Raw genomic sequence first — 24,889 nt, forward strand, 5'->3', positions numbered from 1 at the left:
CGGGGTGCCCCGGCCGGGCGGCACGGTCGCCCTCGTGTCGATCACCGTCGTCTCGCCGTCGCGCGGGGGCGGCATCACCGCGTGGCAGTCGGCGGTCGCTCGGCCCGGCACCACGACGATGCAGTTCTCGGCGGGCCAGGAGATCGTCGGCACCGCCGCCGTGCCCATCTCGGCCAGCGGCTACCTCAACCTCTTCAACGCGTCGTCCGGCTCGGTGACCGTCGTGGTCGACGTGTACGGCTACGTCGCGCCGACGACGATCCCGCCGGCGGCACCGTCGCAGGCGCGCTACGCGAATGACCTGCACAACGTCACCGACGACCCCACAGCGGCGTCGGACAACGCGGTGATGAACGGGCACGGTTGCGCCGACGCGCAAGCCCGCGCCCGCGTTGTGCTCCTCGACCTCGGCACGCAGTCGAAGACGCCGGACAAGAACTCGCGCCCGCACGAACTCGGGCCGAGCAACCCGGGGGTGGCCCTCGCCCTGACCGGGTCGGCCACCACCGATCCGGTGCGGATCCAGTACGCCGACCTCGTCGGCGTCCTTTCGGGCTACCTGGACGGGTACCAGCGCTGCCGGGTCGACACGACGGGCGTGACCGTCGCGATCGGAACCAACAACGACGGCCTGTACTCGGGGCCCACCGGGTATCCGGCGGCAACCCGCGGAGCCGACTGGGCCAACCTCGTGATCGACCCGCTCGCGAGCTACGCCTCGGCGCACTCGGTCAAGGCCGCCGTCGTCGGCGCGAACGACATCGAGGCGGCGTTCAGCGGAACGCTCGCCCAGGCCCAGCAGTGGGAGGCGGCCTACTTCGCCGCTACCCCGGCGTCCCTGATCTACAACGGCGACGCGAACTCCTGCCCGGCCACCTTCGGCGTCACCGGCGCCACCTGCGCGTTCGGCTGGACCCAGGCCCAGTACTACGCGCTGGCGCACAACGGGTCCCGCACGCTGGTGCTGCCGCAGATCTTCTTCCCGGCCGAGGCCGTGAAATGGGCCGACATCGACGCCACCGGCGGCGGCGGGCTGCTGTTCATCGGGGCGCTGACCGAGCATGCCCGCGTGCCCTCGCAGCTCGCACCCGACCAGGGGCGGGCCGCGCTCTACCGCGCGGTGTCGAGCGTGGTGGCCAACCCGTCGGTGACCTACGGGATCGATCTCGCGGCCGACGGCAACTAGCGGCTGCGGGACAGGTGCGGCCGGGCGGCGTCGATGCCGTGCGCGGCGAAGACCCCCGCGATGGCGGCCAGCGGATCGTCGCCGCCGTTCGCCTGACGCAGTGCGAGCGCGATGAGGTGGCACCGGTGCTCGCCGAAGGTCATCCCGTTGTCGGGGTAGCCGGCGGCGGCCACGCCAGGAGCGAGCGGGAGACCGAGCGGCGGGGCGACCGGCGTCAGCACCGGAGCCAGCTGCTCGAGCAGCCCGGCCGGTAGGGCATCGAGGCCGGGCAGGTCGAGCACGGCCGCGCCGCAGCGCCCCACGCGCCGCGGGTCGGTCGCGCAGCCGAGCGACCACGATGTCGTCGAGGCCAGCAGCGCGCCGGTCACGAGGTTCACGAACTCGGGCAGCCGATCGACGGCCGGGCTCAGCATGACCCGGATCGAACCGGGCCGGGTGCGGGGCGGCGTCCACGACTCGCCCCAGGTACGCCACCAGCCGTTGACGCCGACGACGTCGTGGCGGTCGAGCACGACCAGCTCACCGGACGCGCGGCGTGACGAGGATCCGGCGTGGGCCGCCCGGAACAGACCGGCGAGCGGCCGTCGCGATCGCCGGGTCTCGCCGCCCTCGATCGGCGGGTTGAACCACTCGTCGTAGAGCGTGCGGGCGGCGCCGACTCCCGCGGGCACCGCCGCGGCGACGTCGACGGCCGCGAGCAGTTGCCCGCGGGCCCAGCCGGGCCAGGGGTCGGCCACGCTGTCCTGTGTCGCGACCGACCCCTGGTTCCCGATCGGCACGAGCGCTGCGTCCCCCGCAACGGCCCAGGCGACCGTGCGCCGCAGCCCGTGCTCTGGAAGCGGGTCAGCGGCAGCGCCCGGCCCCCCGGTCCGGACGCCGCTCTCGAGCAGGGGTTCCTGCGTCGTCATGACCCACCTCCATCGATCGTCGGGGGTCAGGAGCGGGCCGGCGCCGGGCTGATACACAACGTCGGAAATTTCTGTTTCCGGCCCGACGTATCACCGCCCGGACCGGCTCCTCCTCAAGCTGTGATCACCTACGCAATGCGGCCACGACCGCAGGTCCGGTGTTCTCTGGTCGTGGTCCCGCAACGGGCCTACGCTCGCCGCCAGAGCTCACGCCTGCCGAACAGATGGGGTATCCGGATGGCTTACTCGAATGGGTTCACCCGTTACACGGTTCCGTTCGGTCCGAAGGACAGGCCCGGTACGTCGAAGGCCGAGCGGCGGCTGACCCTCGATCCGGTCATCTACGTGTCGCCGGCCGTGGTCGCCCGCTTCAACGCGCGGATCCTCGACCCGACGACGGCTGTCCGCGTCGCCGGCCAGGCCCCGATCCGCTCGACCATCTACATCGGCGACCACCTGATCGTCGCCGGCTCGGCCGGTACCGAGGTCTTGTCCGCGCTGGAGAAGGCCGCGGCCGAACACGACCTCGAGGTCGTACGCGACGACAAGCGGGTCGAGCGCGACGCTGCCTTGGCCAAGCTGTGCGAGCGGTTGGGGGTCGACTCGGAGGGGCTGACCTATTCGATCACCGTGCGGCTCGTGCCCATTGCGGGGCGCTCGGCCTCCCCGGACGCGTGGCCGGTGCTGCAGAGCTTCCGCACGATCGTCGGGGCCGGTGCCCCGGCCGCCCGCCTCGTCGGCCTCGACCACCTGATGACGGCCAACCCCTACGTCCACGGCTCGCCCTACGTCCACGGCTCGCCCTATGTGCACGGCTCCCCCTACGTCCACGGCTCGCCCTACGTCCACGGCTCGGGGGAGGAGTCGGCCGAGTACGGCATGCCCGGTCTCGGCGGACTCGCGCCGGTCACCTGGGTCGGACGCCCGCCGGCGCGGCACCCGGAGCTGCCGACGCGCCGCCCCCGCGTGGCGGTGCTGGACACCGGAGTGGGACCCCACGACTGGCTGACGCCGGACATCGTGTCGCGCAACATCCAGATCGACGGCGTGCTCGTCGGCCTGCACGACCCGGGGGCCGATGACCCGCCGGACTCCGGGGTCACCGACGACCCGCTCGAGGGTGAGCTCGACTCCGACGCCGGTCACGGCACGTTCATCGCCGGCCTGATCCGGCAGGTCTGCCCGGACGCCGACATCCTGTCGGTGCGCATCATGGCCGACAACGGCGTCGTCCCCGAACACCTCGTCCGGGACGTGCTCACCATGCTGGCGCACGGGCAGCAGGCCGCGCAGGCCGCGGGTGATCCCAGCGGCATCATCGACGTCCTGTCCATGTCGTTCGGCTACTACCACGAGCAGCCCGACGACATCGCCTTCGACGCCCAGCTGCTGGAGCCTCTCAACGCCCTCGGCCGGGCGGGCACGGCGATCGTCGTCGCGGCGGGCAACGACGCGACCTCGCGGCCGATGTTCCCGGCGGCCTTCACTCCTCACCCGGACGGCGTGCTCACCGGTTTCCAAGCCGGGTGCCTGCCGGTGCTCAGCGTCGGTGCGCTCAACCCCGACGGCAACGTCTCGCTGTTCAGCAACGCCGGCGACTGGGTCACGTGGAGCGAGCCCGGGGCCGCGCTCGTGAGCACCCTTCCGACGAACTTCAACGGGTCGGTCCAGTCGAGCTTCCGGTTGCGGTGGAACGGCACGACGCGCTCCTCGATCGATCCCGACGACTTCAAGAGCGGCTTCGGCACGTGGAGCGGCACGTCTTTCGCGGCGCCCATCCTCGCCGGCAAGATCGCGCAGTCGCTCGTCGAGGGCGGGTGCGGGTCGCTCGACGAACTCGACCCCGACTCCTCGCGGGTGCGCGGCTGGTCCGCGGTCACCGCCGTCACGGGACTGACGCACTCATGATCGGCGCCGACCCCGTTCCCGAGACGCTGGCCAGCCGGGCCGCGACGCTGTTCCGCGGATACCGCGGCGGCGACGAGGCCCGCATGGCCGACCTGATCGAGCTGCTGACCCCGATCCTGTGGCACACCGTCCGGTCCCAGCGACTCGACCGCGAGTCGGCCGAGGACGTGTTGCAGACGACGTGGTTCGCCCTGGTGCGCAGCTCCGACTCGATCGCCGACCCGCAGGCCGTCCTGCAGTGGCTCATCGTCACCGCGCGCCGGGAGTCGTGGCGGGTCGTCAAGCGGGCCGATCGCCTCGAGCCGCGCGAGTTCGAGGACGACGACGTCGTCGCGCCCCTGCGCGACCTCCCCGAGGAGATGGTCCTGCGCGACGACGGCGCCAGCCGGCTCTGGCAGCACATCACCGCGCTCCCGGCGCGGTGCCAGGCCCTGCTGCGCGTCATCGCGTTCGCCGACCGCCCCGACTACGCCGCCGTCGCGAAGTCGCTGGGTATGCCGGTGGGCAGCATCGGCCCGACGCGGGGCCGCTGCCTCGCCAAGCTCCGGCAGAGTCTCGCCGCCGACAACTCCTGGGAGGGAGCATGACCCCCGAAGATCGTTCTCTGGACACCCTCGCGACGGCCTCGATCGACGCGGTCGACGTGCAGGTGCTCGAACGCCTGGCCGCCCTCTGGGACCAGGTCGACCCGGTGCCCGCCGGCCTCGTCGAGCGCATCGGCTTCGGCATCACCCTCGACGCGCTGCACGCCGAGCTCGCCGAGCTCCAGATCGGCAGCCTGGCCGGGGTCCGCTCGGCCGAGTCGGCCGCAACCCAGACGGTGACCTTCTCGAGCGAGAGCCTGACGACGATGGTCACGATCAGCCCGCTCGGGGGCGGCTCGGTCCGCATAGACGGCTGGGCGACGCCGGGCGCCGGACTCGTCGTCGAGCTGCGCTCGATCGGGTCGAGTCGTGAGACGACGGCGGACGAGGACGGTCGCTTCGTCTTCGACGAGGTGCCGCACGGCATGGTGCGCTTCCTGATGCGCTCGGCCGAGGGCCGGGGGAGCATCCACGTCATCACACCCTCGGTCGACATCTGACCTCCTCGATCGATTTGTGAGCCGCGCGGGGGACCCGCTTTCTGCCACTCTGTGCGGGTGGATCTGGCGGGTATCGCGGCGATCCGGACCCAGGCGGTCGAGGAGCACAATCGCGGGCACGCCGCGACCGCGCTGCGCCTGCTCGTCCGGGCCCAGCGCCAGCTGGCCGCGGCGGGCGACGGCACCGGGCGCGACGAGCAGGCGCTGTCCGTCGCGCTGTGGATCACCCGGGCCAAGCCGGAGGCCGAGGTCCACGGGGTGGAACGGGGCATGGCCTGCCTGGACGAGGCCCGCCGGATGGCCGACCGCCTCGGTGACCCCGCCCTGACCGTCCGGATCCACAGCCAGTGCGCCGTCATCGCGATGCGCTCGGGGCGCACCGAACTGGCCCTGGCCGAACTGGCCGCCGCCGAGCAGCTGATCGAGCACGCCGACCGCAACGACCGCTTCGCGATCCTGCTCAACGCCGGCAGCCTGCGGCTGTTCCGGGGCGAACTCGCCGGCACGCGGCGCCGGCTGAGCGGCGCGCTCGACTTCGCCCGGGCCGAGAACATGCCCGAGTGGGCGTTCAAGGCCGCCCACAACCTCGCCTACGCCGAGTTCCTGGGCGGTAACCTGCCGCGGGCGCTGGACCTGATGGGGGAGGCGAACCGCCTCGAGGTCGAGGTCTCGCGTGCGGTCGGGCTGCTCGACACCGCCCGGGTGCTCGCCGAGGCCGGTCTGGTGCGTGAGGCCGACGAGACCCTCGCGGCCGCCGGCGAGCTGTTCCGGGCCGATCGCGTCGCCCAGGACCTCGCCGACTGCGAGCTCGAGCGGGCCCGGTGCGCCCTGCTCGGTGGTGACATCGCCGCGGCCCGCCGCTTCGCGGCGACGGCGCGCCGACGCTACAGGAGGCACGGCAACGACCAGGGGAGGCGGGCGGCCGAACTCGTCCTGCTCCAGGGTGATCTCAGCGCCGGGCGGCCCGGCTCCCGCCTCGTCGGTCCGGCGCTGCGCCTGCAGCGCGAACTCGCCGACGAGGGCCTGACTCTCGTCGCCCGGACGGCGGCCATGATCGCGGCCGAGGCCCAGCTGCAGATCGGTCAGGCCGCCGAGGCGGCCGAGACGCTCGCGACGCTGGGCCGGGTGCGCGCGACCGACCCGATCAGCACCCGGCTGCAATCGCACTACGTGCACGCCCGGGTCGACGCCGCCCGCGGGAGGCAGGACGCGGCCGCGCGCCGGGTGCACCGCGCGTTCGGCGAGTTGGCGCGCTACCAGGCGAGCTTCGGCAGCATCGACATGCGCACCGCCGCGGCCGTGCACGGGCGCCGGCTGGCCGAGCTCGACATCGTGCTGGCCCTCGACGGCGGACGCCCCGCCGCGGTGTTCGCCGCGGCCGAACGGGCCCGCGCCGTCTCGAGCCGGCTGGCCGCGGTGCGGCCGCCGGAGGATCCGGTCGCCGCCGAGCTGCTGACCGAACTGCGCCAGACCGTCGAGACGCTGCGCGCGGTGGAGCAGGACCGCGCGGCGTCCGCGCCGCTGCACCAGCGGCGCCGTGACCTGGAGCGTCGGATCATGGCCCGCAGCTGGACGATCGAGGGCACCGGTGAGGCGATGCGCGCCGCCGGGCTGGCCGAGGTCCGGGCCAGCCTGGTCGAGCGCGGCGAGAACCTGGTGATGTACGTGCAGGCGGGCGGGCGGCTGTCCGCGGTCACCGTCGCCGATCGGGTCCACCGGCACGACCTCGGCCCGGCGGCGCCGGTGATCGAGTTGGTGCAGCGGGCCCGGGCCGACCTGGACGTGCTCGCGCAACCCGCCCTGCCGACCCCGCTGCGGGCGGCCGTGCGCGCCTCCCTGGAGCGGTCGGCGGCCGGGCTCGAGGCCGCGCTCGTCGCACCGTTGCGGACGGCGATCGACCGCCCGCTCGTGATCGTCTCGACCGGCGTGCTCGGCCAGTTGCCGTGGGCGTCGCTGCCGTCGCTGCGCGGGCGCCCGCTCGTGGTCGCGCCGTCAGCGACCAAGTGGCTCACCTCGGCCCAGCGGCGCGACTCCGACCGCACGGACGTGGTGGCGCTCGCCGGCCCCGACCTCGCCCGGGGTGCGCCCGAGGCCGAGGCGGTCGCGGCGTCCTGGCACACGAGTGACCTGCTGACCGGCCCGGCAGCCACGCGGGCCGGCTTCGCCGCGGCCATGGGTTCGGCCAGCATCCTGCACGTCGCCGCGCACGGCGTGCACCAGCCGGAGAACCCGCTCTTCTCCTCGCTGCGCCTGGTCGACGGCCCGGTGTTCGCCCACGAGCTCGACCAGCACGAGCTCGCCCCCGAGCACGTGGTGCTCTCCGCCTGCGAGGTCGGGCTCGCGACCGTCCGTCCCGGCGACGAGGCGTTAGGACTCGCGAGCGTGCTGCTGCAGCTCGGCACCCGCAGCGTCATCGCCTCGGTCGCTCGGGTCTCCGACGCCGTCGCCGAGCAGACCATGGCGGGCTACCACGCGGCCCTCTCGGCCGGCGCCGATTCCGCCGCGGCCCTCGCCGCTGCGGTGGCCGGGGTGGACAGCGACGTCACCCCGCCCTTCGTCGCCTTCGGCGCCGCGTGGCGCGGCTGAGCCGCGCGCATTTGGTCCGCGTCGCCCGCGTCGCGTACGGTGTGAGCAGATCCACCGAAGACCGCTGGTCGTCCCGTGCGCGCACGGGACCGAACGCCTCCGGAGCGCCGGAGCGGCCCGCGCAGGTTGGACGGTACGGCGATCACCTCGCTGCCCCGTGCGCCCTGCGCCGGGGCGTTTCTCGTTCCTGGGGCCGGAACAACCGGCCCGAGAAGAACGAGAGGAGGTAGCACATGCCGAATTCCGAGAAGATCAGTGCCGTCGGCGAGATCACCGAGCACTTCTCGTCCTCGTCCGCGGCCGTCATCACCGAGTACCGCGGCCTGACCGTCAAGCAGATCACCGACCTGCGCCGCGCGCTGGGCCGGGACACCACGTACGCGGTCGTCAAGAACACCCTCACCAAGCGGGCCGCCGCCGATGCGGGTATCCCGCTCGACGAGAGCCTGCTGACGGGTCCGACCGCGATCGCGTTCGTCAAGGGCGACGCCGTCGAGGCCGCCAAGGGCCTGCGTGACTTCGCCAAGGCACACCCGCTGCTGGTGATCAAGGGCGGCGTGCTCGACGGCAAGCCGCTGTCGGCCGACGAGGTCAAGCAGATCGCCGACCTGGAGTCGCGCGAGGTGCTGCTCGCCAAGCTCGCCGGTGCCCTCAAGGCGCTCCCCACCCGCGCTGCGGGCCTGTTCCAGGCCCCGCTGTCGCAGATGGCGCGCCTCGCCAAGGCACTCGAGGAGAAGAAGCCGGCCGGAGACGCGCCGGTGGCCGAGGCAGCGACCGAGGCCCCCGCCGAGGCGGACGCACCCGCGTCCGACGAGGCATCCGAAACTCCCGCCGAGCCGGCGGAGTAGTACCAACCCGACTGCCGGCTCACCCGGCTTTATCGAAAGGACGCCATCATGGCGAAGCTCAGCACCGACGAGCTGCTCGACGCTTTCAAGGAGATGACCCTCCTGGAGCTCAGCGAGTTCGTGAAGCAGTTCGAAGACACCTTCGACGTCACCGCTGCCGCGGCCGTCGCCGCCGCGCCGGCCGGCCCCGTCGCCGGTGCCCCGGCCGAGGCCGCCGAGGAGCAGGACGAGTTCGACGTCATCCTCGAATCCGCCGGTGACAAGAAGATCCAGGTCATCAAGGAGGTGCGCACGCTCACGAGCCTCGGTCTGAAGGAGGCCAAGGACCTCGTCGACGGCGCGCCGAAGCCGGTCCTGGAGAAGGTCAACAAGGAAGCCGCCGAGAAGGCGAAGGCGGCCCTCGAGGGCGCCGGCGCTTCGGTGACGGTCAAGTAGTACCCGCAACACTCCGCCTCGGGGCGGGCCGCGTCATGCGGCCCGCCCCGAGTCGTCTTCGGAGCCGGCGGGTGCGGCAGCCGGTCAGGCCGGCCTCAGCCGCGCGAGCGACTCCGGGGCCAGCGCCCCCTGCTCGACCGCTGCCGCGTAGGCCGCGGCCAGCTCGTCGCCCGCCGCGGCGAACCGCTCGGCCATGCGCGCGATGCGGGGTGGGGCCAGGTTCTCGAGCAGGTCGGCCAGTTCGACCCACAGCCCGTGCTCGGCCGCGGCGGCCAGCAGCTCGTCGATCTGCGCCTCGCTCAGCATCGCGCCGATGTCGTCGAGGCGGCTCATGTCGTCGAGGACGAAGCCGACCCGCAGCAGCTCCTCGCCGCTGAACACGGCGACCGAGGCCCGCAGCGCGGCCTCGCCGACCTCGACGACGAAGCCGCCGATCACCACCCATTCCTTGCGGTCGGCCAGTTCCCGGCCGATGCGGGCCACCCGCTCGGGCGGTATCGCGCCGACCACGGCCGGGGCCCGCGATGCGTCCATCGCGGCGGCGACGTCGGCGAGGTAGCGCTCCGACACACGGGTCACCATCTCCACCGCCCGGCCGGGCTCGATCAGTTCTGCCGTGCGGGCGGCGAGCAGCGGCGGCAGGACGGCCTCGGTCAGCTTGGCCGCGAGTGCCGTGGGCACCGCCTTGGACAGCGCCGCGACCCGCGCGAAGTGGGGCTTGTCGGCCTGGAACAGCGCCTCGCCGATCTGCTTGCGCAGGGTCCGCAGGTCGGCGCCGGGCACGCCGTCGAGCATGCTCAGGCGCTCGGGCCCGACCCCCAGCGTGTGCGCCAGCTTGCGCGCCTCGGCCGTCGCGTCATGCGTCATAGAAGAACCTTCTTCACGATCTTGCGCAGCGGGAACGGCACGAACTTGAGGGTGGCGGTGAACGCCTCCTCCAGGCTCGCCGCCTGGCGCCGGCGCGACTCGGCGAGGAGGTCGGCCAGGGCCTGACGGTGCTCCTCGTCGAGGGCCGCGACCGAGGCGGGCGGATCTCCGGCGAGCAGGCGGCGCAGGCGATCGTCCACTTCTGACATCGGTCTTCCTCTCAGGTCGAACCCGCGTCCGCCGAACGGAACAGCGGTCGCGCCGCGCACCCTATCCGCACTCCGGATCATGGGTGCGTCTGCACGTTCCGACAAGTTTGGTAGGTGGGACATCCTGTCGGGCAAGACTCTGTGAAATGTGCGAGGCTATGTCGCCGCGTGCGTTACCAACGAGTAGCCCGATCGTTACTTTCAACACGCCGGTAGTGACGGGAAGCGCGCTGTGCGCTCGTCAATCGAGAGGGGACAGCTCGTGGGTGTCGAGGTCGCGGTCCACGATCTGACCAAGTCGTTCGGTCGCCAGACGATCTGGGGCGACGTCACCCTCACCCTCCCGCCCGGCGAGGTGTCGGTGCTGCTGGGCCCGTCCGGTACCGGCAAGTCGGTGTTCCTCAAGTCCCTCATCGGGCTGCTCAAGCCCGACAAGGGCTCGATCATCATCCGCGACGTCGACATCGCGCGCTGCAGCGAGGCCAAGCTCTACGAGACCCGCAAGCTGTTCGGCGTGCTGTTCCAGGACGGCGCGCTGTTCGGCTCGATGAACCTGTTCGACAACATCGCCTTCCCGCTTCGTGAGCACACGAAGAAGAGTGAGAAGGAGATCAAGGACATCGTCCTCGAGAAGATGGACATGGTCGGCCTGGCCGGCGCCGAGGGCAAGCTCCCCGGTGAGATCTCCGGCGGCATGCGCAAGCGCGCCGGGCTGGCCCGCGCCCTCGTGCTGAACCCCGAGATCATCCTGTTCGACGAGCCCGACTCCGGCCTCGACCCGGTCCGCGTGGCCTACCTGAACCAACTGATCATCGACCTCAACGCGCAGACCGACGCCACCTTCCTCATCGTCACCCACGACATCGGCACCGCCCGCACCGTGCCCGACAACCTGGGCATGCTGTTCCGCCGCGAGCTGGTCATGTTCGGCCCCCGCGAGGTGCTGCTGACCAGCGAGGAGCCGGTCGTGAAGCAGTTCCTCAACGGTCGCCGCGAAGGCCCGATCGGCATGTCCGAGGAGAAGGACGCCGGCCAGGTCGCCGCCGAGCTCGCCGCGTTGAAGAACGACGGCCCGCCCGCCGCCGGCACCGGCCCGAAGGGCGCGTCCGGCAGCGGGGTGCCCCCGCAGATCCAGCCGAGCCCCGGCCTGCCCGAGCGGCAGGCGGCCAACCGGCGCCGGGCCCGCGTGCTCGAGATGATGCACACGCTGCCCGAGGCGGCCCAGAAGGCGATCAACGACCTCATCGAGCAGGAAGAGCGCGATGCGGCCGAGGCCCGGGGCGAGACCCCCGGCCCGCGATCCGAGACCCGTCAGCCGACCCCCTCCGGACGAGGCTGATGCCCAACCTCTCTCCCGTCGCGGGTGTGCGGCAGGCCGGCAGCCTGTTCGCGCTGTTCCTCGACGTCTTCCGGCTGATCTTCAAGCGACCCTTCCAGGGCCGCGAGTTCGTGCAGCAGGCCTGGTTCGTCGCCAGCGTCACGATCTTCCCGACCATGCTGGTCTCGATCCCGTTCGGGGCCGTCATCGCCCTCGAACTCGGCACCCTCGCCCGCCAGATCGGCGCCCAGTCGTTCACCGGCTCGGCCAGCGTGCTCGCCATCATCCGTGAGGCCTCGCCCATCGTCTGCGCCCTGCTGATCGCCGGCGCCGGCGGGTCGGCGATCTGTGCCGACCTCGGCAGCCGCAAGATCCGCGACGAGATCGACGCCATGGAGGTGCTCGGCATCTCGCCGGTGCAGCGCCTCGTCGTCCCGCGCGTGCTCGCCTGCGTGCTCGTCTCCGTGGCCCTCAACGGCCTGGTCTGCGTCGTCGGCGTCGCCGGCGGCTACTTCTTCAACGTCGTCCTGCAGGGCGGCACCCCCGGGGCCTACCTGGCAAGCTTCTCGGCCCTGGCCCAGCTGCCCGACCTCTACGCCGGGGAGATCAAGGCGTTCATCTTCGGGGTCATTGCCGGGGTGGTGGCCTCCTACAAGGGCCTGAACGCCGGCGGCGGCCCCAAGGGCGTGGGCGACGCCGTGAACCAGTCCGTCGTCATCACCTTCCTGCTGCTCTTCTTCACCAACTTCGTGATCACGGCCGTGTACTTCCAGGTCGTCCCGGCGAAGGGTTCGTGACGTGGCCACCGACGTCATCGCCACTGCCCGCAAGGCGGTCAACGCCCCTCTCGGGGCGCTCGACACGCTCGGCGAGCAGATGTCGTTCTACATCCGGGCCATCGCGTGGACGCCGCGCACGATCCGGCGCTACAAGAAGGAGACGATGCGGCTGCTGTCCGAGGTCGTCTTCGGCAGCGGCTCGCTCGCGGTCATCGGCGGCACGGTCGGCGTCATCGCCTTCCTCTGCTTCTTCACCGGCACCGAGGTCGGCCTGCAGGGCTACGCCGCCCTCGACCAGCTCGGCGTCGCCTCGTACTCCGGCTTCATCACCGCGTTCTTCAACACCCGCGAGATCGCGCCGCTGGTCGCGGGCCTCGCGCTGAGCGCCACCGTCGGCTGCGGCTTCACCGCCCAGCTCGGTGCCATGCGCATCAGCGAGGAGATCGACGCCCTCGAGGTCATGGCGGTGCCCAGCCTGCCGTTCCTCGTGACGACCCGCATCATCGCCGGCTTCATCGCGGTCATCCCGCTGTACGTGATCGGGCTGCTGTCGTCCTACCTCGCGTCCTACGGCATCGTCGTCTACTACTTCGGCGACAGCGCGGGCACGTACTCGCACTACTTCCATCTGTTCCTGCCGCCGCTCGACGTCATCTGGTCCTTCTTCAAGGTCCTCGTCTTCGCGATCGTGATCATCCTGGCGCACTGCTACTTCGGCTACACCGCCTCGGGCGGCCCGGCCGGTGTGGGCGTCGCGGTGGGACGCGCCGTCCGCCTGGCGATCGTCGCGCTCAACGTCGTCGACTTCTTCCTGTCCTTCGCGATCTGGGGCTCCACCACCAGCGTCCGGTTGGCGGGGTAGGCATGCCGAAGGAATCCGTGGGCGCCGTCGTCAAGCGACGGCTGCTGGGCCTGACGTTCATCGCCCTCGTCGCCGGCCTCGTCTCGCTGTCGATCGCGATCTACAACAAGGCGTTCACCGACACCGTCGACGTGACGCTCAAGGCCGACCACACCGGAAACCAGCTGATCCTCGACTCCGACGTCAAGGAGCGCGGCATCATCGTCGGCTCGGTGACGGCGGTGCGGGCCAATGGCGCCGATGCCATCGTCACGCTGGCGCTGGAGCCGGGTCGGGTGAAGGACATCCCGAAGAACGTCACGGCGCAGATCCTGCCGAAGACGCTGTTCGGCGAGCAGTACGTCGCGCTCTCCATCCCGAGCAATCCCGAGGGGCCGATCGCCCAGGGCGACATCATCCCGCAGGACCGCTCGCAGGGCGCGCTCGAGGCCCAGGACGTCCTCGGCGACTTCCTCCCGCTGCTCACCGCGGTGCAACCGGCCGAGCTCAACGACACGCTGACCGCGCTGGCGACCGCCCTGAACAACCGCGGCCCCAAGCTCGGCCAGACGCTGGTGAACTTCGACAAGTACCTCAAGGTCATCAACCCGCACACCACCAAGCTGGTCGACGATCTCAAGAAGCTCGGTGAGGTGGCGCTCGAGTACAACGGCCTCGCGCCGGACCTGCTCGCCTCGCTGCAGAACCTGCAGACCTCGGCCCGGACGATCATCGATCGGCGCGCGGCCCTGGACAACCTGCTCACCACCGGTTCGAACTCGGCCCTCCTGATCCGTGACTTCCTGTCCGAGAACCAGTCGCGGCTCATCGCGGTCACCGGCCAGTCCGACAAGATCTACGGCCTGCTGGCCCAGTACTCGCCCGAGTACTCCTGCCTGCTCACCGGGATCAACAAGCTGGTCACGCTCGCCAACCAGGCGATCTACGACCACGCCATCCACCTCTCGGCCACCGCCGACACGTCCAACCCCGGTGCGTACAAGCCGGGCCAGCAACCGCGCATCGTCACCGGGCTGGGCCCGAACTGCTTCGGCCTGCCCGACAACCCGCAGCCGATCGTCGGCGGGAAGTTCCAGATCCCGGACAAGTACAAGTGCGTGAACGACGGCGCGCCGCTCACCAGCGACCCGTGCGGCAAGAACCCCTCGACGGCGAGCACCCGCTCGCTCAACACCACCGCGGAGAACGTCCTGGTGAACTCCCTGATCGCCGGCGACCTGAACACCACACCGAACAAGGTGCCCGGCGGCGCGACGCTGCTCGCGGCCCCTCTCCTGCGTGGTCAGGAGGTGCAGGTCAAATGAAGAGCATCTGGCCCCCGCTGATCAAGCTGCTCGTCTTCCTGACGATCACGGCCTTCTTCACCTACGTCCTGGCCGCCACGATCTCGAACCAGGCGTTCGGGTCGACCAACAGCTACAAGGCCGATTTCACCGACGTCACGGGCCTGCAGCAGGGCGACGACGTCCGCATCGCCGGGGTCCGGGTCGGCACGATCGACGGCATCGCGATCCACAAGCGCACGAACGACACCAGCATCGCCCAGGTCACCTTCACCGTGCAGAAGAGCCGCACGCTGCCGCGGTCGGTGGTGGCGAAGCTGCGCTACCGCAACCTCGTCGGCCAGCGCTACCTCGACGTCGAGCCGGTCGCCGGCGGGTCGAACGCGATCCTCGCGCCGGGGGGCACGATCCCGCTCAGCCAGACCCGGCCGGCGGTCGACCTGACCGTGCTGTTCCAGGGTTTCCAACCGCTCGTCCAGGGCCTCGACGCGACCCAGATCAACACGCTGTCGCTCGAGGTCATCAAGACACTGCAGGGTGAGGGCGGCAGCCTGGAGCTGCTGCTCACCAACCTCGCCGACCTCACGAACTCGCTGGCCGACAAGGACCAGGTGATCGGCAGCGTGGTGGACAACCTCAGCGCGGTGCTGAAGGCGGTCGGCGACCGCGACACCGAGCTGTCCAACCTGATCATCCAGCTGAAGAACTTCGTGTCCGGGCTGGCCGCCGACCGCACGACGATCGGGAACGCCATCGACGGCATCAACAACCTGGCCACCTCCACCGCCGGCCTGCTGACCCAGGTGCGCGCGCCGCTGGCCCAGGACGTCAAGGACCTCACCGGGCTCGTCGCCACGCTGAACCGCAACAGCTCCACGGTGAAGTTCGTGGTGCAGCAGATCCCGCCCACCGTCGCCGGCCTGATCCGCACGGCCCAGTACGGCTCGTGGTTCAACTTCTACCTCTGCTCGCTCGAAGGCTCGTTGATCCTGCCCGGAGGCAAGGTGCTCGACCTGACCGCCCTGCCGAAGTCGTCCCAGCCGAGGTGCAACTGATGGCCGACGCGAAGACCAGGTCCGATATGGACGGCGTCTACACCAAGCCGGTCGAGACGAAGCGGGTGCCGCGCGTCGGCCGGTCCTTCACCTCGCGCAACCCCACACCTATCGGGGCGATCGGTCTCGTCCTCATCGCCGTGCTGCTGTTCGCGGCGTTCAACGCGGCCAGCCTGCCCTTGATCGGCGGGGGCACGCCCTACACGGCGGTGTTCAACACGTCGGCCAACCTCAAGCAGGGCGACGACGTCCGCATCGCCGGTGTGAAGGTGGGCAAGGTCGAGTCGGTGACGATCGACCGGGCCAAGGGCAACGTTCGCGTCTCCTTCACGGTCAAGGACGGTTGGGTCGGCAATGAGAGCCGCGCGGCGATCAAGCTGCGCACGCTGCTCGGCGCCAAGTACGTCGAGATCGACTCGTCCGGCCCGACCGAGTTGAAGTCGGGCGGAACGATCCCGCTCGACCGCACCGAGTCGCCGTTCGACGTCTACCCGGCCTTCACCGCGCTGACCCAGACCGTCGACAAGATCAACACGGCGAACCTGACCAAGGCGTTCAACGTGCTCGCCGCCGACTTCGCCGGCACGCCGAGCACCGTGAAGCCCGTGGTCACCGGGCTCTCGCGCCTGTCGGAGACCATCGCCTCGCGCGACACGCAGCTGCGCACGCTGCTCTCCCGGGCCAACGCGGTCACCCAGGTGCTCGCCGACCGTGACACCGATCTGCAGCGACTGCTCAGCGACGGCAACCTGCTGCTCGACGAGCTCAACCAGCGGCGCGACGCCATCCACTCGCTGCTCATCAACACGCAGGTGCTGTCGGTGCAGTTGCGCGGTCTGGTCGCCGACAACGAGAAGACGATCGGCCCGCTGCTCGACAACCTCAACAAGGTGCTGGCCCTGCTGCAGTCCAACCAGGACAGCCTCGACCGCGGCCTGTCGCTGCTCGGCCCGTTCTACCGGGTGTTCAACAACGTGATCGGCAACGGTCACTGGTTCGACAACTACATCCAGAACTTCAACATCGCAGGTGGCCTCGGCCTGGCCGGCGTCGGGGGCGCGTGATGGCCAAGCTGCCCAAGAGCGTCACCCGCATCGTCACCGGCGTCGTCGTCGCCGCGATCGTCCTCGGCGGGGTGTACTTCGCGTTCCTGCGCGGATCCTCGGACAAGACGGTGACCGGCGAGTTCGCCTCGGCCGTCGGCGTCTACCCGGGCACGCCGGTCAAGATCCTCGGCGTCAACGTCGGCCAGGTCGACTCGGTGTCGCCCGGCGGCAACGGCGTGAAGATCACGATGAGCTACGACAGCTCCTACAAACTGCCCAAGGGCGTGTTCGGCGTGCTCGTCGCGAACTCCCTGGTCAGCGACCGCTACGTCCAGCTGCAGCCGGCCTACACGGGCGGGGCGGTGCTGGCCAGCGGCGGCACGATCGCGCCCGACCACACCACCTCGCCGGCCGAGCTCGACGACATCTACAAGGCGCTCAACACCCTGTCGGTGGCGCTCGGTCCGAACGGCGCCAACAAGGGCGGCCCGCAGAAGGGCGCGCTCGCCAACCTGGTGAACGTCGCCGCCGCCAACCTCAAGGGGAACGGCGCCGCTCTCGGCAACAGCATCACCCAGCTCTCCAAGGCGGCGCAGACCCTCGCGGCCGGCCGGGGCGACCTGTTCCAGACGGTCGGCAACCTGCGCAAGTTCACGGCGGCGCTGTCCAGCAGCGACAAGCAGGTCCGCCTGTTCAACGAGCAGTTGGCCCAGGTCGCGGGCGACCTCGCCAACGAGCGGGCCGACCTCGGTGGCGCCCTGAAGCAGCTCGGCCTGGCGCTCGACGACGTCAACACGTTCGTCAAGGGCAACGCCGGCCGCTTCCACACCTCGATCAAGGGCCTCGAGGCGATCACGAGCATCCTGGTGAAGCAGAAGTCGTCGCTGAACGAGACCCTCGCGATCGCGCCGGTGGCCCTCGCGAACATCGTGCACGCCTATCAGCCGAACCTCGGCGTGATCGCCACCCGCAGCAACCTCGCCTCGCTCACCGACCCGAGCCAGCTGTGCGCGCTGCTCAAGGGCGGCAACCTGCTGGGCGGCCTCACCCTCGGCCCGCTGACGACCCAGATCAGCTCGGTCTGCAGCGGCGTGCTGAGCAAACTACCCGGCGGCGCTCCGAGCCTGCCGAACCTCGACCTCACCGGACTGCTCACCGGCGGTCTGGGCGGTCTCGTCGGGGCGGGGGCACCGTGAATACACGCACGAAGCTGATCGCGGCGTTCACGGCCGCGGCCATGTCCCTCTCCGGGTGTGGCTTCAAGGGGCTCTACAGCACGTCGCTCCCGGGCGGCGCCGACCTGGGCGACCACCCGTACACCATCACCGCCACGTTCGCCGACGTCCTCGACCTCGTTCCGCAGTCGGCGGTCAAGGTCAACGACATCGCCATCGGCAAGGTCACCGCCATCTCGCTCGACGGCTGGTCGGCCAAGGTCACGATGAGCGTGAACAACTCGGTGAAACTGCCGAACAACGCCCGCGCGCTGGTGTCGCAGACCTCGCTGCTCGGCGAGAAGTACGTGGCCCTGCTGCCGCCCCTCGGCGCCGCCGACCCCACCGACCTGCACCAGGGCTCGAGCATCCCGCTCAAGGACACCCGCTCGGCCCCTGAGGTCGAAGAGGTGCTGGGCGCGTTGTCGCTGCTGCTCAACAACGGTGGCGTCAACCAGATCCAGGTGATCGCCCGCGAGCTCAGCAGCGCGCTCAAGGGCAACGAGAACTCGATCCGCGACCTGCTCGACCAGCTCAACATCTTCGTGGGCACGCTCGACCAGCAGAAGGGCTCGATCGTCGCGGCCCTGCAGAACATCGACACGTTGGCGATCACCCTGAACAAGCAGAAGAAGATCATCACCGACGCCCTCGACACCTTCCCGCAGGCTCTGGCCGTGCTGAGCCAGGAGCGGGGCAAGCTGGTCACGCTGCTGACCAGCCTGTCGAAGCTCGGTTCGGTGGCCACCGACGTGATCTCCTCCACCCAGACCGAGCTCGTGCAGGCCCTGCGCTCGCTCAGCCCGGCGCTGGAGCAGCTCAACGCGGCCGGCGACAACTTCCCCCAGGCGCTGCGGATCATGGGCACCTTCCCGTTCCCGCTCGGCACCACCCGCGAGCTCGTCCGGGGCGACTACGCGAACCTGTACGCCTACGTGAACCTCGACCTCAGCGCCGTGCTGTGCCAGGTGCCGGGGGCCGACGCGCTGTGCAAGCTGCTGACCGCGAACGCGAAGCAGACCAAGCTCACCCCCGGCTCGGGGACGGCCGCAAGGCCGGCGACGCAGTCGACCCTCACGCCCATGCTCATCGGCACGGGGAAGTGACGCGGCCATGCTGAGACGATCGACGAAATTCCAGCTGATCCTGTTCGTGGTGATCACGCTGCTGGGCGTGTCCTACGTGTCGGCCGAGTACGTCGGGCTGACCAAGAGCCTGTTCGGCAACAACGGGTGCGTCGTGAAGGCCGACTTCCCGGACTCGGGCGGCATCTTCACCAACGCCGAGGTCACCTACCGCGGCGTGACGGTGGGCAAGGTCGGCGAGCTGCACCTGATCAAGGACGGCGTGCGGGTCGATCTCAACATCGACAACTGCTCCTCGCCCAAGATCCCGATCAGCAGCCGGGCGGTCATCACCGACCGCTCCGTCGTCGGCGAGCAGTACGTCAACCTGATCCCGCCGAACGGCAACGGGCCCTTCGCACACGGCAACAACGTCGTCATCCCCATGCAGCGCAACGGCATCCCGACCGCGACGAAGACGCTGCTGGTGAACCTCGACCGGCTCGTTCGCTCGGTCGACCTCGACAACCTGCGCACCACGGTGTCGGAGCTCAACAAGGCGGTCAACGGGCGCGGCCCGGATCTGGGCTCGCTGCTCGACGCCACCGATCAGCTGCTGCAGTCGGCCCTCGATCCGCAGAACGTCGACAACACGATCGCGCTGATCGACACGTCCTCGAGCGTGCTGCAGACCCAGCTCGACGAGCAGCAGCCGCTGCAGAGCTGGACGCACAGCCTCAACCTGCTCTCGCAGCAGCTCAAGACGAGTGATCCGGACATCCGGCACCTGTTCGACACCGGCCCGGGCGACCTGGGCACCGTGTCGTCCTTCATCCGGGACAACCGCACCGACCTGGGCGTGACCCTGGCCAACCTGTCCACCGTCGGCCAGATCATCGTGCGCCACCTCGACGGCGTCGAGCAGGTGCTCGAGCTCTACCCGGCCCTCGCCGCGGGGGGCCAGACGGCCCTGCACGACCGGCGCGGCGCGCTCGGTCTCGTCCTGCAGACCACCCCTGACCCTCAGGACTGCGGTGACCCGAAGCAGAACCGCCAGGGCTACAACGGCGTGCGGCGCGAGCCGGCCAACCTGAGCCCGATCGCCCCGAACGTCGGCGCGCGCTGCACCGCCCCGGTCAGCAGCGGGACGAACGTGCGCGGGTCGGCCAACATCCCGGGCGGCGACCCGATCAGCACCGCCGGCGGCGGCTACGCCTACCCGCGGGTGGTCACCTCGAACCTGATCGGCACCTCGCTGACCCGGTCCAGCTCGCTCGGCGACGCCTCGTGGCTCACGTTGCTCACCGACGCCCTGCACTGATTCATGACCGTGCGACCTACCCTGTGCGGCGCGTGACGTGGCGTAGGCTCCCGGCCGCACCGCTCGCGCACCGCCCCGATGTCCGCAGTGTCCCCCCGCCGGTCGGGACGCCGTCGGATGGATCAAGGAGAAATCGGCTGTATGCCTGATTCGAGAGGCGTTTCGATGCGATCCGCGGCGCCGTGGGTCATCGCCGGAGTGGCGGCCGTCGTCTTCGCGGTGCTGTTCTACCTGTACTACTCGGTGCTGCCGGACTACAAGAACAGCCACACGCCGGGTGATCTCACCGCCACCGAGCAGCGCGCGGTCACGGCGGCGGCCACCGAGACGACGAACCTGCTGTCCTACCGCCGGGCCAACTTCGACGCCGACTTCCAGCGCGCGGTCGACGGCGCGACCGGCGGCCTCAAGACCGACATCCAGGGCAAGCGGGCGGCGACGCTCGCGGCCATGACTAAGGGCAAGTTCGACCTCACCGCGCGGGTGACCAACCAGGCCCTCGAGGGCCCGACCGACAAGGGCGGCACGGGTTACATCGTGCTCCTGACGGTGAACGGCTACCAGTCGACCCAGCCCCAGGTGCCGAACCAGCAGAGCCTGCGGGTGACGGTGGTCGACGTGAAGGGCCAGTGGCTCGCCACGGACGTCCAGAATGTGAGCGTCTCGTGACCGACGAGAACCCGACTCCGGTCACCCCCGGGTCCGACGACGCGAGCGTGCCGCGGCCGGGCCGGCCCGCTGCCACCGCGGCCAGCCGGGCGCGCCGCATCGGCGGCCGGGTGACACCGCCGCGTCCGGGCCCATCGGCGACCGAGACCACCGCCCGACCGGCCCCCACGCCGGTGGGGGAGGCGACATCCCTGCGCACGTCGCCGGCCGCCGAACCGGCCGGGGCCCAGCCGATCGTCATCACCGAGGTGCCGGGCTGGCTGAAGTGGGTGCCGGCGGTCGTGCTCGGGGTCGTCGCGCTCGCCATGGTCGTCGTCCTGGCCGTGGCCTCGCACGGGGTCTGGTGGAGCAAGCCCTCGCCCAGCGAGATCCGGGACCGCGTCCTGGCGGCGGCGAAGAGCTGCACCGCGGCCACGAACACGTACAAGTACACCGCCATCGACGCCGCCGAGGCGGCCGGGGTGAAGTGCACGTCCGGGGCGTACCAGGGCCAGTACAAGAAGGCCATGGACACCCTCATCAAGACGAACGCGCCGAAGCTGAAGTTCACCCAGACGGCTCAGATCAACGACGCGGGCGTCGTCTCGGTCACCCCGAACGGCCGGCAGTGGAGCGTCCTGCTGTTCGGGCAGCTGGCCATCACGAGCACCCAGACGGGCAAGGGCGGGCGGGTCGATCCGTTCGCGGCGATCGTCCAGATGGAGAACGTCGGCGGCAAGTGGCTCATCGTGAAGATCGACCCGGTCACCGCCGTCACCGGCTGACGGCGTACCGCGGGCAGCGTTTTCCGGCGACACCCCCGCTGGAACCGGTCGAAAAGCTTGACGTCGGCACCGTGGCGAGGCACCCTTTCTGAGCACGGCATCGGCAGTTCGAACGCCCGCCCCCGACCGAACAGGGTCGCCGGAGGCCCGGCGCGGCACCGCCAGGCAGTGCACTCGGCGGTCGCCGTGAGGCGGCCAGCGGGGTGTTTGCTTGCTATGCCCGGAACAGCTAGACTGCTTCTTTGCGCTGCCCTCTTACATCTTGCGGCCCGTCAAGGGCCTAGTTCGCTGTGCCCGGCCCTAGGTCGAGCAGTCGATAACAGTGAATACAGGGAGTGAGCGGGTGTCGCCGACAGGCACTGGCACAACGGTCTAGGCACAACGGTCAAGTCCTTGGAAGGACGCATCTTGGCAGTCTCGCGCTCCGGTAAATCACGATCCGCATACGGCAACAGGTCAGGTATCCCGGGGGCACCCCCTCGTACCTCCTTCGCCAAGATCCGAGAGCCATTGGAGGTGCCCAACCTCCTCGCGCTGCAGACCGAGTCGTTCGACTGGCTCGTCGGCAACGATCTCTGGCGTAACCGCACCCTCGACGTCGACGGCGCCCAGTCCGGTCTGGAGGAGATCCTCACCGAGCTCTCCCCGATCGAGGACTTCTCGGGCTCCATGAGCCTGTCCTTCTCCAACCCGCGCTTCGAGGACGTCAAGGCGTCCATCGAGGAGTGCAAGGACAAGGACATGACGTACGCGGCCCCGCTGTTCGTCACCGCGGAGTTCACCAACAACACCACCGGCGAGATCAAGTCGCAGACGGTGTTCATGGGTGACTTCCCGATGATGACCCGCAAGGGCACGTTCATCATCAACGGCACCGAGCGGGTCGTGGTGTCCCAGCTCGTGCGTTCGCCCGGCGTCTACTTCGACCGCGCTCTCGACAAGACCTCAGACGTCGACGTGTACGGCGTCAAGGTCATCCCGAGCCGCGGTGCGTGGCTCGAGTTCGACGTCGACAAGCGCTCGACCGTCGGTGTCCGCATCGACCGCAAGCGCCGGCAGCCGGTCACCGTGCTGCTGAAGGCCCTCGGCTGGTCCACCGACAAGATCCGCGAGCACTTCGCGTGGTCGGAGACCCTGATCGCCACCCTCGACAAGGACCACATCGCGTCCACCGACGAGGCGCTGCTCGACATCTACCGCAAGCTGCGTCCGGGCGAGCCCCCGACGCGCGAGTCGGCGCAGGCGCTGCTGGAGAACCTGTTCTTCAACGGCAAGCGCTACGACCTCGCGAAGGTCGGCCGCTACAAGGTGAACAAGAAGCTCGAGGTCGACGTCCCGATCTCGACCGGCACGCTCACCGAGGACGACATCGTCCGCACCATCGAGTACCTCATCCGCCTGCACGCCGGCGAAGAGGGCTACGAGGTCGACGACATCGACCACTTCGGCAACCGGCGCCTGCGCACGGTCGGCGAGCTGATCCAGAATCAGATCCGGGTCGGCCTGTCCCGCATGGAGCGCGTCGTCCGCGAGCGCATGACCACGCAGGACGTCGAGGCCATCACGCCGCAGACCCTGATCAACATCCGGCCCGTCGTCGCCTCCATCAAGGAGTTCTTCGGCACCAGCCAGCTGTCGCAGTTCATGGACCAGACCAACCCGCTCGCGGGCCTGACGCACAAGCGTCGCCTGTCCGCGCTCGGCCCGGGTGGTCTGTCCCGCGACCGCGCCGGCATGGAGGTCCGCGACGTCCACCCGAGCCACTACGGCCGCATGTGCCCGATCGAGACGCCGGAAGGCCCGAACATCGGCCTGATCGGCTCGCTGGCCTCCTACGGGCGGGTCAACGCGTTCGGCTTCGTCGAGACGCCGTACCGCAAGGTCGACGCGGGCCGGGTCACCGACGAGATCGCCTACCTCTCGGCCGACGAGGAGGACCGCTTCGTCATCGCCCAGGCGAACTCGCCGATCGACGCGAAGGGCACCTTCACCGATCCGAAGGTGCTCGTGCGCCGCAAGGGCGGCGAGGTCGAGCTGATCGACCCGTCCGAGGTCGACTACATGGACGTCTCGCCGCGCCAGATGGTGTCGGTCGCGTCCGCGATGATCCCGTTCCTCGAGCACGACGACGCCAACCGCGCCCTGATGGGTGCCAACATGCAGCGCCAGGCCGTGCCGCTGCTCCGCGCCGAGGCCCCGCTCGTGGGTACCGGCATGGAGCTGCGCGCCGCCGTCGACGCCGCGGACGTCGTCGTTGCCGACAAGGCGGGTGTGGTCACCGAACTCTCGGCCGACTACATCACGGTCATGGCCGACGACGGCACGCACCAGACCTACCGGCTGGCCAAGTTCGCGCGCTCCAACCAGGGCACGAGCTACAACCAGAAGCCGATCGTCGACGAGGGCGACCGCGTCGAGACGGGTCAGGTCATCGCCGACGGTCCGTCCACGGACGAGGGCGAGATGGCGCTCGGCAAGAACATGCTCGTCGCGTTCATGCCGTGGGAGGGCCACAACTACGAGGACGCGATCATCCTCAACCAGCGCATCGTCCAGGACGACGTCCTCACCTCGATCCACATCGAGGAGCACGAGGTCGACGCCCGCGACACCAAGCTGGGCGCCGAGGAGATCACCCGCGACATCCCCAACGTCTCCGAGGAGGTCCTCGCCGACCTCGACGAGCGCGGGATCGTCCGCATCGGTGCCGATGTCGTGCCCGGTGACGTCCTGGTCGGCAAGGTCACGCCCAAGGGCGAGACCGAGCTGACCCCGGAGGAGCGCCTGCTGCGCGCGATCTTCGGCGAGAAGGCCCGCGAGGTGCGTGACACCTCGCTGAAGGTGCCCCACGGCGAGGCCGGCAAGGTCATCGGCGTGCGCGTCTTCAGCCGTGAGGACGGCGACGAGCTGGCGCCCGGCGTCAACGAGCTCGTCCGGGTCTACATCGCCCAGAAGCGCAAGATCCAGGACGGCGACAAGCTCGCCGGCCGCCACGGCAACAAGGGCGTGATCGCGAAGATCCTGCCGCCGGAGGACATGCCCTTCCTGCAGGACGGCACCCCGGTCGACATCGTGCTCAACCCGCTCGGCGTGCCGAGCCGGATGAACGTCGGCCAGGTTCTCGAGACGCACCTCGGCTGGGTCGCCAAGACCGGCTGGAACGTCGAGGGTTCCCCGGACTGGGCGGCGCGCCTGCCCGAGGCGGCTCGCGAGGGCGCTCCGGACACGAACGTCGCGACGCCGGTGTTCGACGGTGCCCGCGAGGAAGAGATCACCGGCCTGCTCGACTCGACGCTGCCGACCCGCGACGGCCAGCAGCTGATCGGCTCGACCGGCAAGGCCCGGCTCATGGACGGCCGCTCCGGCGAGCCGTTCCCGGAGCCGGTCTCGGTGGGCTACGTCTACATCCTGAAGCTGCTGCACCTGGTCGACGACAAGATCCACGCCCGCTCGACCGGTCCGTACTCGATGATCACCCAGCAG

The 24,889-nt window shown here is 70.1% G+C and carries 22 protein-coding genes; 19 read left to right on the plus strand and 3 right to left on the minus strand.

The features are described from left to right. The coding region (locus VGN18_RS03260; protein WP_327538203.1) for a hypothetical protein at window positions 1–1,186 on the plus strand (1,186 nt) is incomplete at its 5' end. Here VGN18_RS03260 and VGN18_RS03265 read toward each other — a convergent pair. Further along, window positions 1,183–2,094, minus strand: a complete 912-nt coding sequence (locus VGN18_RS03265; RefSeq protein WP_327538204.1) for a T3SS effector HopA1 family protein — start codon at window positions 2,092–2,094, stop codon at window positions 1,183–1,185. The two genes, VGN18_RS03260 and VGN18_RS03265, sit on opposite strands and share 4 nt — an antisense overlap. A 237-nt stretch (window positions 2,095–2,331) precedes the next feature. Between VGN18_RS03265 and VGN18_RS03270 the strand changes: the two genes are divergently transcribed. From VGN18_RS03270 to rplL, 6 genes are all read left to right on the plus strand, one after another. Continuing rightward, a complete protein-coding gene (locus tag VGN18_RS03270) occupies window positions 2,332–4,002 on the plus strand; it encodes a S8 family peptidase (RefSeq protein WP_327538205.1) in 1,671 nt (556 codons plus the stop codon). Continuing rightward, window positions 3,999–4,589: a sigma-70 family RNA polymerase sigma factor gene (locus VGN18_RS03275; protein ID WP_327538206.1), complete on the plus strand. Its 591-nt coding sequence runs from the start codon at window positions 3,999–4,001 to the stop codon at window positions 4,587–4,589. Before VGN18_RS03270 ends, VGN18_RS03275 begins: the two co-directional genes overlap by 4 nt. After that, the gene (locus tag VGN18_RS03280; RefSeq protein WP_327538207.1) at window positions 4,586–5,086 is read left to right on the plus strand and encodes a hypothetical protein; all 501 of its coding nucleotides are present in this window, start codon (window positions 4,586–4,588) and stop codon (window positions 5,084–5,086) included. Before VGN18_RS03275 ends, VGN18_RS03280 begins: the two co-directional genes overlap by 4 nt. Before the next feature lie 57 nt (window positions 5,087–5,143). After that, window positions 5,144–7,672 carry a CHAT domain-containing protein gene (locus VGN18_RS03285; RefSeq protein ID WP_327538208.1) on the plus strand — a complete coding sequence of 843 codons (2,529 nt, stop codon included), beginning with the start codon at window positions 5,144–5,146 and terminating at the stop codon, window positions 7,670–7,672. A 233-nt stretch (window positions 7,673–7,905) separates the two neighbouring features. Further along, window positions 7,906–8,520 carry a 50S ribosomal protein L10 gene (gene rplJ, locus VGN18_RS03290; RefSeq protein ID WP_327538209.1) on the plus strand — a complete coding sequence of 205 codons (615 nt, stop codon included), beginning with the start codon at window positions 7,906–7,908 and terminating at the stop codon, window positions 8,518–8,520. A 48-nt stretch (window positions 8,521–8,568) separates the two neighbouring features. Continuing rightward, window positions 8,569–8,955 (plus strand): 50S ribosomal protein L7/L12, encoded by a 387-nt coding sequence (gene rplL / locus VGN18_RS03295; RefSeq protein WP_327538210.1) that lies wholly within the window; start codon window positions 8,569–8,571, stop codon window positions 8,953–8,955. A gap of 84 nt (window positions 8,956–9,039) precedes the next feature. On the opposite strand, the gene VGN18_RS03300 is transcribed toward rplL, so the two are convergent. Together VGN18_RS03300 and VGN18_RS03305 are read right to left on the minus strand one after the other, a co-directional pair. Continuing rightward, window positions 9,040–9,822, minus strand: a complete 783-nt coding sequence (locus VGN18_RS03300) for a hypothetical protein (protein ID WP_327538211.1) — start codon at window positions 9,820–9,822, stop codon at window positions 9,040–9,042. Further along, on the minus strand, window positions 9,819–10,031 hold the full coding sequence (locus tag VGN18_RS03305) for a hypothetical protein (RefSeq protein WP_327538212.1): 213 nt from the start codon (window positions 10,029–10,031) through the stop codon (window positions 9,819–9,821). The genes VGN18_RS03300 and VGN18_RS03305 overlap by 4 nt, the downstream gene beginning before the upstream one ends. Window positions 10,032–10,293: 262 nt before the next feature. Here VGN18_RS03305 and VGN18_RS03310 point away from each other — a divergent pair, with 262 nt between their 5' ends. The 12 genes from VGN18_RS03310 to rpoB all read left to right on the plus strand — a co-directional run. Continuing rightward, the gene (locus tag VGN18_RS03310) at window positions 10,294–11,370 is read left to right on the plus strand and encodes an ABC transporter ATP-binding protein (RefSeq protein ID WP_327538213.1); all 1,077 of its coding nucleotides are present in this window, start codon (window positions 10,294–10,296) and stop codon (window positions 11,368–11,370) included. Continuing rightward, the gene (locus tag VGN18_RS03315) at window positions 11,370–12,146 is read left to right on the plus strand and encodes an ABC transporter permease (RefSeq protein WP_327538214.1); all 777 of its coding nucleotides are present in this window, start codon (window positions 11,370–11,372) and stop codon (window positions 12,144–12,146) included. The genes VGN18_RS03310 and VGN18_RS03315 overlap by 1 nt, the downstream gene beginning before the upstream one ends. 1 nt (window position 12,147) lies before the next feature. Next, the gene (locus VGN18_RS03320; protein ID WP_349259821.1) at window positions 12,148–12,990 is read left to right on the plus strand and encodes an ABC transporter permease; all 843 of its coding nucleotides are present in this window, start codon (window positions 12,148–12,150) and stop codon (window positions 12,988–12,990) included. A 2-nt stretch (window positions 12,991–12,992) separates the two neighbouring features. After that, a complete protein-coding gene (locus VGN18_RS03325) occupies window positions 12,993–14,294 on the plus strand; it encodes an MCE family protein (RefSeq protein ID WP_327538215.1) in 1,302 nt (433 codons plus the stop codon). Beyond that, window positions 14,291–15,328, plus strand: coding sequence for an MCE family protein (locus tag VGN18_RS03330; protein ID WP_327538216.1), 1,038 nt, complete (start codon window positions 14,291–14,293; stop codon window positions 15,326–15,328). The genes VGN18_RS03325 and VGN18_RS03330 overlap by 4 nt, the downstream gene beginning before the upstream one ends. Further along, window positions 15,328–16,392 carry an MlaD family protein gene (locus VGN18_RS03335; protein ID WP_327538217.1) on the plus strand — a complete coding sequence of 355 codons (1,065 nt, stop codon included), beginning with the start codon at window positions 15,328–15,330 and terminating at the stop codon, window positions 16,390–16,392. Before VGN18_RS03330 ends, VGN18_RS03335 begins: the two co-directional genes overlap by 1 nt. Then, a complete protein-coding gene (locus tag VGN18_RS03340; protein WP_327538218.1) occupies window positions 16,392–17,570 on the plus strand; it encodes an MCE family protein in 1,179 nt (392 codons plus the stop codon). Before VGN18_RS03335 ends, VGN18_RS03340 begins: the two co-directional genes overlap by 1 nt. Further along, complete coding sequence (locus tag VGN18_RS03345; RefSeq protein WP_327538219.1) at window positions 17,567–18,694, plus strand: MCE family protein; 1,128 nt, start codon at window positions 17,567–17,569, stop codon at window positions 18,692–18,694. Before VGN18_RS03340 ends, VGN18_RS03345 begins: the two co-directional genes overlap by 4 nt. A 7-nt stretch (window positions 18,695–18,701) precedes the next feature. After that, window positions 18,702–19,973: an MCE family protein gene (locus VGN18_RS03350; RefSeq protein WP_327538220.1), complete on the plus strand. Its 1,272-nt coding sequence runs from the start codon at window positions 18,702–18,704 to the stop codon at window positions 19,971–19,973. Window positions 19,974–20,138: 165 nt separating this feature from the next. Then, the gene (locus VGN18_RS03355; RefSeq protein ID WP_327538221.1) at window positions 20,139–20,642 is read left to right on the plus strand and encodes a hypothetical protein; all 504 of its coding nucleotides are present in this window, start codon (window positions 20,139–20,141) and stop codon (window positions 20,640–20,642) included. Beyond that, window positions 20,639–21,406 carry a hypothetical protein gene (locus VGN18_RS03360; RefSeq protein WP_327538222.1) on the plus strand — a complete coding sequence of 256 codons (768 nt, stop codon included), beginning with the start codon at window positions 20,639–20,641 and terminating at the stop codon, window positions 21,404–21,406. The genes VGN18_RS03355 and VGN18_RS03360 overlap by 4 nt, the downstream gene beginning before the upstream one ends. Window positions 21,407–21,814: 408 nt before the next feature. Then, window positions 21,815–24,889, plus strand: a 3,075-nt coding sequence (gene rpoB / locus VGN18_RS03365; protein WP_414655008.1) for a DNA-directed RNA polymerase subunit beta, incomplete at its 3' end; no start/stop codon positions are given.

This window comes from Jatrophihabitans sp. (assembly GCF_036000465.1).
GTDB lineage: Bacteria > Actinomycetota > Actinomycetes > Mycobacteriales > Jatrophihabitantaceae > Jatrophihabitans.

Excerpts from the sequence above, each read along its gene's own strand:
- VGN18_RS03275 (WP_327538206.1), top strand. The coding sequence starts at position 3,999 with ATGATCGGCGCCGACCCCGTTCCCGAGACGCTGGCCAGCCGGGCCGCG.
- VGN18_RS03305 (WP_327538212.1), bottom strand. The coding sequence starts at position 10,031 with ATGTCAGAAGTGGACGATCGCCTGCGCCGCCTGCTCGCCGGAGATCCG.
- rplL (WP_327538210.1), top strand. The coding sequence starts at position 8,569 with ATGGCGAAGCTCAGCACCGACGAGCTGCTCGACGCTTTCAAGGAGATG.
- VGN18_RS03340 (WP_327538218.1), top strand. The coding sequence starts at position 16,392 with ATGGCCAAGCTGCCCAAGAGCGTCACCCGCATCGTCACCGGCGTCGTC.
- VGN18_RS03335 (WP_327538217.1), top strand. The coding sequence starts at position 15,328 with ATGGCCGACGCGAAGACCAGGTCCGATATGGACGGCGTCTACACCAAG.
- VGN18_RS03325 (WP_327538215.1), top strand. The coding sequence starts at position 12,993 with ATGCCGAAGGAATCCGTGGGCGCCGTCGTCAAGCGACGGCTGCTGGGC.
- VGN18_RS03270 (WP_327538205.1), top strand. The coding sequence starts at position 2,332 with ATGGCTTACTCGAATGGGTTCACCCGTTACACGGTTCCGTTCGGTCCG.
- rplJ (WP_327538209.1), top strand. The coding sequence starts at position 7,906 with ATGCCGAATTCCGAGAAGATCAGTGCCGTCGGCGAGATCACCGAGCAC.
- VGN18_RS03300 (WP_327538211.1), bottom strand. The coding sequence starts at position 9,822 with ATGACGCATGACGCGACGGCCGAGGCGCGCAAGCTGGCGCACACGCTG.
- VGN18_RS03280 (WP_327538207.1), top strand. The coding sequence starts at position 4,586 with ATGACCCCCGAAGATCGTTCTCTGGACACCCTCGCGACGGCCTCGATC.
- VGN18_RS03350 (WP_327538220.1), top strand. The coding sequence starts at position 18,702 with ATGCTGAGACGATCGACGAAATTCCAGCTGATCCTGTTCGTGGTGATC.
- VGN18_RS03330 (WP_327538216.1), top strand. The coding sequence starts at position 14,291 with ATGAAGAGCATCTGGCCCCCGCTGATCAAGCTGCTCGTCTTCCTGACG.
- VGN18_RS03355 (WP_327538221.1), top strand. The coding sequence starts at position 20,139 with ATGCGATCCGCGGCGCCGTGGGTCATCGCCGGAGTGGCGGCCGTCGTC.
- VGN18_RS03265 (WP_327538204.1), bottom strand. The coding sequence starts at position 2,094 with ATGACGACGCAGGAACCCCTGCTCGAGAGCGGCGTCCGGACCGGGGGG.
- VGN18_RS03315 (WP_327538214.1), top strand. The coding sequence starts at position 11,370 with ATGCCCAACCTCTCTCCCGTCGCGGGTGTGCGGCAGGCCGGCAGCCTG.